Source organism: Nitrosomonas halophila, assembly GCF_900107165.1.
In the GTDB taxonomy this organism is placed as follows: domain Bacteria; phylum Pseudomonadota; class Gammaproteobacteria; order Burkholderiales; family Nitrosomonadaceae; genus Nitrosomonas; species Nitrosomonas halophila.
In genome coordinates this window covers 1-8,841 of sequence record NZ_FNOY01000090.1, presented here as the reverse complement: position 1 = coordinate 8,841, position 8,841 = coordinate 1, and the positions used below count along the sequence as shown (strand labels likewise).

9 protein-coding genes are annotated in these 8,841 nt (G+C 52.1%); 7 read left to right on the top strand and 2 right to left on the bottom strand.

The window, feature by feature from the left end; translation table 11 throughout:
• Positions 1-269: 269 nt before the first annotated feature.
• On the top strand, positions 270-878 hold the full coding sequence (locus BLV85_RS13540; protein ID WP_245725230.1) for a peroxiredoxin: 609 nt from the start codon (positions 270-272) through the stop codon (positions 876-878).
• A 233-nt stretch (positions 879-1,111) separates the two neighbouring features.
• Here the strand turns inward: BLV85_RS13540 and BLV85_RS13535 are convergent, their stop codons facing one another.
• Positions 1,112-1,318: a hypothetical protein gene (locus BLV85_RS13535; protein ID WP_090415767.1), complete on the bottom strand. Its 207-nt coding sequence runs from the start codon at positions 1,316-1,318 to the stop codon at positions 1,112-1,114.
• Between the two features lie 307 nt (positions 1,319-1,625).
• On the opposite strand from BLV85_RS13535, the gene BLV85_RS13530 reads away from it, so the two are divergent.
• From BLV85_RS13530 to hisI, 6 genes are all read left to right on the top strand, one after another.
• The gene (locus BLV85_RS13530) at positions 1,626-2,399 is read left to right on the top strand and encodes a ZIP family metal transporter (protein ID WP_090415766.1); all 774 of its coding nucleotides are present in this window, start codon (positions 1,626-1,628) and stop codon (positions 2,397-2,399) included.
• A gap of 283 nt (positions 2,400-2,682) precedes the next feature.
• Positions 2,683-4,095 (top strand): cysteine--tRNA ligase, encoded by a 1,413-nt coding sequence (cysS, locus tag BLV85_RS13525; protein WP_090415765.1) that lies wholly within the window; start codon positions 2,683-2,685, stop codon positions 4,093-4,095.
• On the top strand, positions 4,092-4,373 hold the full coding sequence (yidD, locus tag BLV85_RS13520) for a membrane protein insertion efficiency factor YidD (protein ID WP_090415764.1): 282 nt from the start codon (positions 4,092-4,094) through the stop codon (positions 4,371-4,373). Before cysS ends, yidD begins: the two co-directional genes overlap by 4 nt.
• Positions 4,370-6,400, top strand: a complete 2,031-nt coding sequence (gene thrS, locus BLV85_RS13515) for a threonine--tRNA ligase (protein WP_090415763.1) — start codon at positions 4,370-4,372, stop codon at positions 6,398-6,400. The genes yidD and thrS overlap by 4 nt, the downstream gene beginning before the upstream one ends.
• The gene (locus BLV85_RS13510; RefSeq protein WP_090415762.1) at positions 6,397-7,791 is read left to right on the top strand and encodes a dihydroorotase; all 1,395 of its coding nucleotides are present in this window, start codon (positions 6,397-6,399) and stop codon (positions 7,789-7,791) included. The genes thrS and BLV85_RS13510 overlap by 4 nt, the downstream gene beginning before the upstream one ends.
• 17 nt (positions 7,792-7,808) lie before the next feature.
• Positions 7,809-8,312 carry a phosphoribosyl-AMP cyclohydrolase gene (hisI, locus tag BLV85_RS13505; RefSeq protein WP_245725229.1) on the top strand — a complete coding sequence of 168 codons (504 nt, stop codon included), beginning with the start codon at positions 7,809-7,811 and terminating at the stop codon, positions 8,310-8,312.
• A gap of 269 nt (positions 8,313-8,581) precedes the next feature.
• On the opposite strand, the gene BLV85_RS15535 is transcribed toward hisI, so the two are convergent.
• Positions 8,582-8,841, bottom strand: a 260-nt coding sequence (locus BLV85_RS15535) for a hypothetical protein (protein WP_218132852.1), incomplete at its 5' end; no start/stop codon positions are given.

Sequence of the window (8,841 nt, the reverse complement as noted above, 5' to 3'; positions counted from 1 at the left end):
GGGCAGAGAGCAATGGCCGATGTTATCCGTCAATGACTTGGTAACAGCATTAGCTCATATGCTGCCTCGAAGACAGCTCACAGCCGAGGAATTGGCTGAAATTATTCACAAGCGGCATCAGAGGAGATCCAGCGCAAAGCAGTCTTCTGTCAGGCAAAATAGGGCTCTGGAATAATCTGACAAAGTAGAATTAGTCTGACCCTAATTAATTTAGGTAACTTTCTGGAATCAGTGAACAAAAGTCAATCGGGTGATTCAAATAGGTGTTGATGTCTATAAGAGTGACATCGGCAGCAAGCAGAGTAGAAACTGCATATTTGGATATAACTGCTACACATGAGCAATTGGAGAAAATTATGATTCGCCAAGTACCCGAAGTGCTATTTAAAACGCGTGTTCGTGACCAATCAATCGGAGGTGATAATCCTTTTCGATGGCAAGACGTGACATCCAGCGACATATTCAAAGGCAAAAATGTGATTGTTTTTGGTTTGCCGGGTGCCTTCACGCCTACTTGTTCGAGTACCCATTTGCCGGGTTATGAAGTTAAATATGATCAATTGAAGGCAAAAGGAATCGATGAAATATACTGCCTCAGTGTTAACGATGCCTTTACAATGTTTCAATGGTCAAAAAATTTGGGAATACAGAATGTAAAAATGTTGCCTGATGGCAACGGTGATTTTACTCGCTTGTTGGGTATGCTGGTCAGGAAGGAAAATCTCGGTTTTGGTTTGCGTTCCTGGCGCTATTCCATGCATGTCGTGAATGGCGAAATTCAACAAATGTTCATCGAACCGGGTTTTATGGATAACTGTCCGGATGATCCGTTTGAAGTTAGCGATGCCGACACAATGCTTAATTACCTAAGCAAATAAATCGTCCGGGTTTAGATGTGACTGTTACCAAGATTTGGATAGGCACTAGGAGGCTGTCCGAGAATAGCAGATCCACTGCGGACGAACCTGCCAGGCTGGATTTTTCGATCCTTTTCGTTGAATAGAGCTACTATTCGCCTCAAATGATCGCAAATTCTCACTCAGCCAGCCCCACCCTCGCTACGATCGCTCTCGGACAGCCTCCTAGCCATTGAGATCGCGCACCATATTCGTTATGCCTGCGCCCGTTCAAACCAGCGCACCACCTGTTGCCAGTGATGCTCACCGTAGTGGCGGATGAATCGATGCGTTTCTTCATGGTTGCGTTCACGCAATATTGCCAGCCGCTGTTCAATATATTCTTTGGTTAATGCGATGCGGCATTCCTGTTCGATGCAATGCCGCCACTCATCGAATGTTTCGGGTATATGGGTGCTCATAAATGACTCTCGCTGTAAAAATTAAGAAAATTCCGCTCAGCCAGTTTCGCTCTTGTTACGATCGCTATTCTCGGACAGCCTCCTGGCTGAAACCAACAAACCTTTTGTCATTACAACGCCAATCCAGCGAATAGCGGATACAACCCAGATATGCTGATTGCTGTCAGTTAAACCATTTGATAAATGTTATGTTATAACATATCATAAATATGGTCTATTAAATTTAAATGATCTGGCGCCACCGATCATGACTCAAGATATAAGAAATGAAAAAGTTAACTGTTGGTGTTGATAGCAATCAGTGACTATGGATATTTTCACAATATTCGCCACATTGATTGCATGTTTGCTGGTTGTGTCGGTGGCCGCATGCTCCGCTTTTGTGCTGTATATCAAAGACAGTAGATTGAAAGTCTGGATGCCGCGGCTTATCGCTGGGGCGGTGGGTGTTTTGCTTGGTGATGCTTTTCTGCATCTCCTGCCCGATGCGATGGCGTTATCTAAAAATACCGGCACAGTATTTATTTGGGCGCTGACAGGCATGCTTTGTTTCTATGGCATCGAACAATATCTTCACTGGCGACATGACCACAGCATGGCAATGCGGACTGTCCATTCACCTTCGGCCGCCTCATTCGCCAAAATGAATCTGCTCGGCGATGGCATTCATAATTTTATAGACGGGGTGCTCATTGCAGCCAGTTTTCTAGCAGATCCGATGTTGGGAATCACCACAACCCTTGCCATTATGGTGCATGAGATACCACAGGAGATTTCTGATATCGCGGTGTTGATACAGGGTGGTTATGCAAAGAAACAGGCGGTCATTCTTAATATGCTCTGTGCGTCTGCATGCATTGCTGGTGCCATGGCGACCTTACTGGCTGCCCATGTGATGACATTGAGTCTAAGTGCCTTGCTGGCCACTGCCGCTGGCGGTTTCATTTATATTGCCACGACCGATCTGATGCCCCTCCTGCGACAGTCAAGAATGAAACTCGCGTTGCCAGTGCATGCAGCGGCTACCGCAGCGGGAGTCTTTTCGATGCAAGCTCTTCTATGGCTAGAAGCATTTATATAATTGAAGAATGAGTACGTATTTGACATCAAAATACTTGTGCTCGTGCCGGCAGGGTGGCAAGGCAGCATTGTTCAATTACATTCTTGATAGATTCAGTGTATTGCCCTGATATTTTTGATTGGAAAATTTTTGATAGATCCATTGGTGAGAGTGAGTCTAATGGGTATTAATAATTAATAGGTTGAGATTTAGATGTTTTTCCTGGAAGCCTTGGTTGCACGAAGTATCAAAGAAATTGTTCCGGCAACAAGGGGCAATCAGCCACGTATATTGGAAATTCTTCATGACTGAGAGCCCGATCCGGTTGTACAACACGCTGACAAAAGTGAAGGCGCCGTTGCAGACCACTGTGCCGGAGCGGGTTACGATGTACGTGTGCGGCCCCACAGTTTACAACTATGCCCATATCGGCAATGCGAGGCCTGCAGTCGTGTTTGATGTGCTGGCGCGACTGCTGCGCCTGCATTATCCCAAGGTCGGGTATGCCCGCAATTTCACCGATATCGATGACAAGATCAATGCGGCAGCTGCCGAGGCCAGGCTGCCCATTCAAGCCGTCACGTCCCGCTATATCGATGCGTACCATGAGGATATGCAGGCACTGGGCGTGCTTCCGCCAGATCATGAACCGCGTGTGACCGAACATATCCCGGAGATCCTCGATCTGATACAGCGCTTGATTCTCCGGGGTCACGCCTATGTGGCACAGGCGCATGTTTTGTTTCATGTGTTGTCTTATCCGCAGTATGGGCAGTTATCCCGCCGCCAGCCCGAGGCGATGCAGGCGGGTGCTCGCATCGAAATTGCGCCTTACAAGCGCGATCCTCTGGATTTTGTGCTCTGGAAGCCCTCGACACCCGACCAGCCGGGCTGGGACAGCCCCTGGGGCCGGGGTCGTCCAGGCTGGCATATTGAGTGTTCGGCAATGATCGGGCGCTACTTTGGTGGCACCCTCGACATTCATGGCGGTGGGCAGGATCTCATATTTCCTCACCACGAGAACGAAATTGCGCAGGGTACTTGCGCGCACGATGGCCGCCTTTATTGCCGCACCTGGGTACACAACAGTTTCGTGACCGTAGAAGGCCAGAAAATGTCGAAATCACTCGGCAATGTATTGCTGGTGCGTGATCTGTTGGAGCAGGCACCGGGTGAAGCCATCCGCCTGGCATTGTTGACGACGCACTATCGCCGTCCGCTGGATTGGGGGGGAGAGCGACTTGTCACTGCGCGTCGCTCCCTTTTGCGGTGCTACGCCAGCCTGGCCAAAGTGGCATCGCTTGCGCCTGCCAGCACAAGCGAGGTGGATGAAAGGGTATTGGATGCGCTGCGCAATGACCTCAATACACCCTTGGCGATAACCCGCTTGCATGAGCTGGCGAACGTGCTGGATGCCGCTGACAGTGTTGCCAAGCAAGCGATGGCCAAGGGTCGGCTGCTGGCATCCGCCAATTTGCTGGGACTTTTGCAACAGGAACCCTTGCCAGCCGTGCAGGCGCTTCAGTGCGAGCAACAACCATTGACACTTTCGGTGGCAGATATTGAATTACTGCTGGCCGAACGTGATCAGGCACGGTGCGTGCGAGATTTTCAGCGTGCCGATGCGATCCGCATCGAGCTGGAGGCCGCAGGGGTTGCCATTGCTGACAGCCCGCAAGGCAGTACCTGGCAGCGGATTAACGTGCAATCAATATGAGGCAGTGGTTTGCCAGGGCGGTGCTTTTGCTTATCCGGGCTTATCAGCTCGGCACCAGTCCTATGCTAGGCCGCAGTTGCCGTTTTTATCCATCTTGTTCGCAGTATGCGCTGGAGGCGGTACAAAACCACGGTGGACTGAAAGGTATCTGGCTTGCAATCCGTCGCATCGGACGCTGCCATCCATGGCATCCGGGTGGCTATGATCCTGTCCCGCCAACGGAAACAAAGCGTCAGGCAAAAAAAACATCAGACGGCAGGGCAGGTACTGAATTATGACGAATAATCCAATTTGTGGCGCGATTGCCATTACCTTGCCGGATGGGTCGGTACGCACTTTCCCGGGACCTGTCAGCGTGCTCGAGGTGTCGGCATCGATCGGCGCACAGTTGGCCAGAAACACTGTGGCAGGTATTGTCAACGGTCGGCTGGTCGATGCCTCGGATATGATCGACTGCGATGCCAGCCTGCAGATCATCACGCCAAATGACCCGCAAGGCGTGGAAATCATCCGTCATTCCAGCGCCCATCTGGTTGGGCATGCCGTCAAGCAATTGTTTCCGAATGCGAAGATGGTGATCGGCCCGGTCATCGACGAAGGATTTTATTACGATATTGGATACGAGCGCCCCTTTACGCAGGAGGATCTGGCCGCCATTGAGGCGCGCATGCGGATTTTGATTGCCAAGGGCTACGCCGTGATCAAGCGTATGACGCCGCGCGATGAGGCCATCCGTATCTTTCGTGCGCGTGGTGAAGACTATAAGTTGCGTCTGATTGAAGATATGCCGGAAGTGGATGTCATGGGGTTGTATTTTCATGAGGAATACGTCGACATGTGCCGTGGTCCGCATGTGCCCAATACATGTTTTCTCAAGCATTTCAAACTTACCAGATTGTCCGGCGCCTACTGGCGCGGCAATGCCAGCAACGAGCAGTTGCAGCGTATCTATGGCACGGCGTGGGCGGATAAGAAAGCGCTCGACGCTTATATCGAGCGCATGGAGGAAGCGGAAAAACGGGATCACCGCCGTCTTGGTCGTGAACTGAATCTGTTTCACTTTCAGGAAGATGCACCGGGTGCCGTATTTTGGCACCCGCGTGGCTGGACAGTGTTTCAACAGCTGATTGCCTACATGCGGCGCCGTCAGCAGGAAGCCGGGTACGTCGAAGTCAATACGCCGGATGTCATGGATCACAGTCTCTGGGAGATTTCGGGACATTGGCACAGCTATCGTGATCATATGTTCACCACGGCCACCGAGGATGGACGCGTACTGGCCCTCAAGCCAATGAATTGCCCGGGCAGTGTGCTGCTGTTTCGGCATGGACTTAAAAGTTACCGTGATTTGCCGATACGCATGGCCGAATTTGGGAAAGTGCATCGCTACGAACCGTCCGGAGCGCTGCATGGCCTACTGCGAGTGCGTCATTTCACGCAGGACGATGCACACATTTACTGCACGCTACCGCAGATGCATAGGGAATGCCAGGAGATTGTCGCGCTGGTGCTCGATATTTACTGTCAGTTCGGATTTTCCGATGTATGCATCAAACTCTCAACTCGCCCTGACCACCGTATGGGGGATGATGCCACCTGGGCGCTGCTTGAAAATGCATTGATCGAATCTCTGCATGACATGGCTTTGCCGTATCAGATCAATCCCGGGGAAGGGGCCTTTTATGGGCCGAAACTCGAATTCGTGCTGCGCGATGCGATAGGACGTGACTGGCAATGCGGTACCCTGCAGGTCGACATGAATTTGCCCGAGCGTTTTGGCATTGCCTATATGGATGAAGATGGCCAGCGCAAACGTCCTGTTATGCTGCATCGTGCCCTGTTTGGTTCACTGGAGCGCTTCACCGGAATCCTGATCGAGCAGTATGCCGGCAAGTTGCCCGCGTGGCTGGCGCCCGTTCAGGTGGTGGTCTTGTCCATTACCGAGCAGGTTGCGGCTTACGCACAAGACGTGACCCGCGTACTGCTGGGCAGCGGTCTGCGCGCCGAAGCCGATGTCAGCAACCAAAAGATCGGCTATAAAATTCGTGAGCAGACGTTGCTTCGTATTCCTTTTCTGTTGGTGGTCGGCGCCAGGGAGGCGAGTGCTGGTCGGGTTGCTATGCGTACTCGGGAAGGCCGAGATCTGGGTGTCTTGCGCATCACCGATGCCATCAATCTGCTGATCAAAGAGACCCAGGCACCCGATCTTGCCGCGCGAGACGCCGACCGGCTTGGTTTGCTGCAACGTTTGCGCACCATTGATGGGACAGATGTTCCGGCTGACCCGCGTGAGCGGTGCTCATGAGAGATTTGAACGACACGGTCTTGCGCTTAACGTGCCGGCATGCAGACCTGCTCGTATGCGGAGGTACCGTACTGACCCCCAATGGTGCAGAAGTGATCGACATTGCCTGTATTGCGGGACGCATCATTGCCATGGGTGATCTGGCAGGCAGCTGGACGGCGGAGACGGCCATTGCGGCGTCGGGTTTGCACGTACTGCCCGGCGTGATTGATTCCCAGGTGCATTTCCGCGAACCGGGGCAGACACATAAAGAAACATTGGCATCCGGCACGCGTGGCGCGGTATTGGGGGGCGTCACGGCCATATTCGAGATGCCGAACACACAGCCGCTTACACTGTATCAACGTGATCTTGAGGATAAAATGCACCGGGCTGCTGGCCGGGCCTGGTGCGACTACGCCTTTTACATTGGCGGTTCGGCGGCAAATACGCAGCACTTGGCCGCACTTGAGGATTTACCTGGATGCGCCGGTATCAAGGTATTCATGGGCAGTTCGTTTGGGGATCTGCTGGCGGACGACGATGCGGTGTTGGAGCGGATACTGTGTCAGGGTAGTCGGCGCCTGGCAGTGCATGCCGAGGATGAGGCACGGCTTCGCCAGCGTAGGGCTATCGCTGAAGCGAGCGGTGATGTGCGGCAACATCCCATCTGGCGTGATGAACGCAGCGCGCTGATGGCTACCGAACGTATCGTGCAACTTGCCGCCAAGACCGGAAGACGGTTGCATATTCTGCATGTTTCAACGGCAGAAGAAATGGCCTATCTGGCCCAGCACAAATGTCGTGTGAGTGTCGAGGTGCTGCCTCATCATCTGACGCTGTGCGCGCCGGAATGCTATCAACATCTCGGCACGCTGGCTCAGATGAACCCGCCGGTGCGTGATAGGCGTCATCAGGATGCTTTATGGCAGGCTGTTCGTACCGGTGTGGTGGATGTCCTGGGCAGCGACCACGCGCCACACACTTTGGAAGAAAAAGCACGCCCCTATCCACAGTCGCCCAGCGGCATGACTGGCGTGCAAACCTTGCTGCCGATTATGCTGGATCATGTGCATCATGCGCGATTGAGTCTGCAGCGCCTGGTTGATCTGACCAGTAGTGGCCCTGCACGAATCTTCGGCATAGAAGGGAAGGGCAGAATCGCTCTGGGATACGACGCGGATCTGACCATGGTTGATCTGCATGCCCGGCGTGAAATCAGCAACCGCTGGATTGCCAGCCAGTGCGGCTGGACGCCTTACGATGGCAGCCGCGTCATTGGCTGGCCCATTCATACTGTCGTTCGGGGCCATGTCGTGGTTCGGGATGAAGAACTCTGCGATGCTTTACCCCAGGGGCAGCCGGTACGATTTCTCGAATCACGCAATGCCGCACAGCCACCATGCCTTTAAATTCTCAAGGAAGTGCAATGATGAAAGCATCCTCTCAAATAAAACCACCAGTTGTATTCCATACACGGGAATCCATCGAACAGGTCGAGGAAGGTCGGCAGCTGGCACCAAAATTTGATGATCAGGGATTGATTGTGTGTGTCACGCAGGATGCCTCGAGTGGTCAGATACTCATGGTGGGCTACATGAATGCCGAAGCCTTGGCCAAGACCATCGAGACGGGCGAGGCGCATTATTGGAGCCGTTCGCGCCAGGTGCTATGGCATAAAGGTGCGACCAGTGGCCTTGTGCAACAGGTTGAAGAACTGTTGATTGATGATGATCAAGATGCCATCTGGCTGCGTGTCAAGGTCAGCGGTTCGGGTGCCAGCTGCCATGTGGGTTACCGATCCTGCTTCTATCGCAAAATACCGATTGCAGAGAAAGGATATGATAGTCAGCATCTTGTCTATACAGAGCTGGAAAAAACTTTTGATCCCAAAGAGGTTTATGGCGATGTGCCCAACCCCACCAAGCTGTGAGTGGCCTGCGCATGCTCAGCCCGGAAGCGTCAGCTGAGGGCGATAGGTCGTGAGCGGGTGATATAGCGCAGCCTTGCTGTGCTATGGCAGCTACAGGTCAGTTTCTGAAACTGAAACTGGTACTGATACTAATAGGAAAAAAGGAGTGTCTCCTTTTGCTTTTTTATTTCCATAACTAAAGTTTCGGGGTTTGAGAAATTCGATTAACTAGTTGATACTATGATGATAGTAGTGCCCTAAAAGGGTATAGTATCGCTTATCTTGAAATATTATTCACATCCTAACCCAAGTTCGCTGCTTTTTCCTTTAAAAACACTCAAAATCCTCCATTTTTGCCCTGAATCAGCAAATAATCCCTTTATAATATCAATAGCGATTATTTCTACCGAGCGATGTAGCGCAGACATAGGGGACAGGTCGAGAATAAAGAAAAATTGGCTCCTCGGCAGAATTTGTGGGTAACCGAAAGCGCCTTTTGTAAGACCATGGCCGGTGATAGTGGAGCACCCCGCCCAATCTCTGAGAAGAT

Coding starts and splice junctions, on each gene's coding strand:
- BLV85_RS13540 (WP_245725230.1), top strand. CDS start 270: ATGTCTATAAGAGTGACATCGGCAGCAAGCAGAGTAGAAACTGCATAT.
- BLV85_RS13535 (WP_090415767.1), bottom strand. CDS start 1,318: ATGAGCACCCATATACCCGAAACATTCGATGAGTGGCGGCATTGCATC.
- BLV85_RS13530 (WP_090415766.1), top strand. CDS start 1,626: ATGGATATTTTCACAATATTCGCCACATTGATTGCATGTTTGCTGGTT.
- cysS (WP_090415765.1), top strand. CDS start 2,683: ATGACTGAGAGCCCGATCCGGTTGTACAACACGCTGACAAAAGTGAAG.
- yidD (WP_090415764.1), top strand. CDS start 4,092: ATGAGGCAGTGGTTTGCCAGGGCGGTGCTTTTGCTTATCCGGGCTTAT.
- thrS (WP_090415763.1), top strand. CDS start 4,370: ATGACGAATAATCCAATTTGTGGCGCGATTGCCATTACCTTGCCGGAT.
- BLV85_RS13510 (WP_090415762.1), top strand. CDS start 6,397: ATGAGAGATTTGAACGACACGGTCTTGCGCTTAACGTGCCGGCATGCA.
- hisI (WP_245725229.1), top strand. CDS start 7,809: ATGATGAAAGCATCCTCTCAAATAAAACCACCAGTTGTATTCCATACA.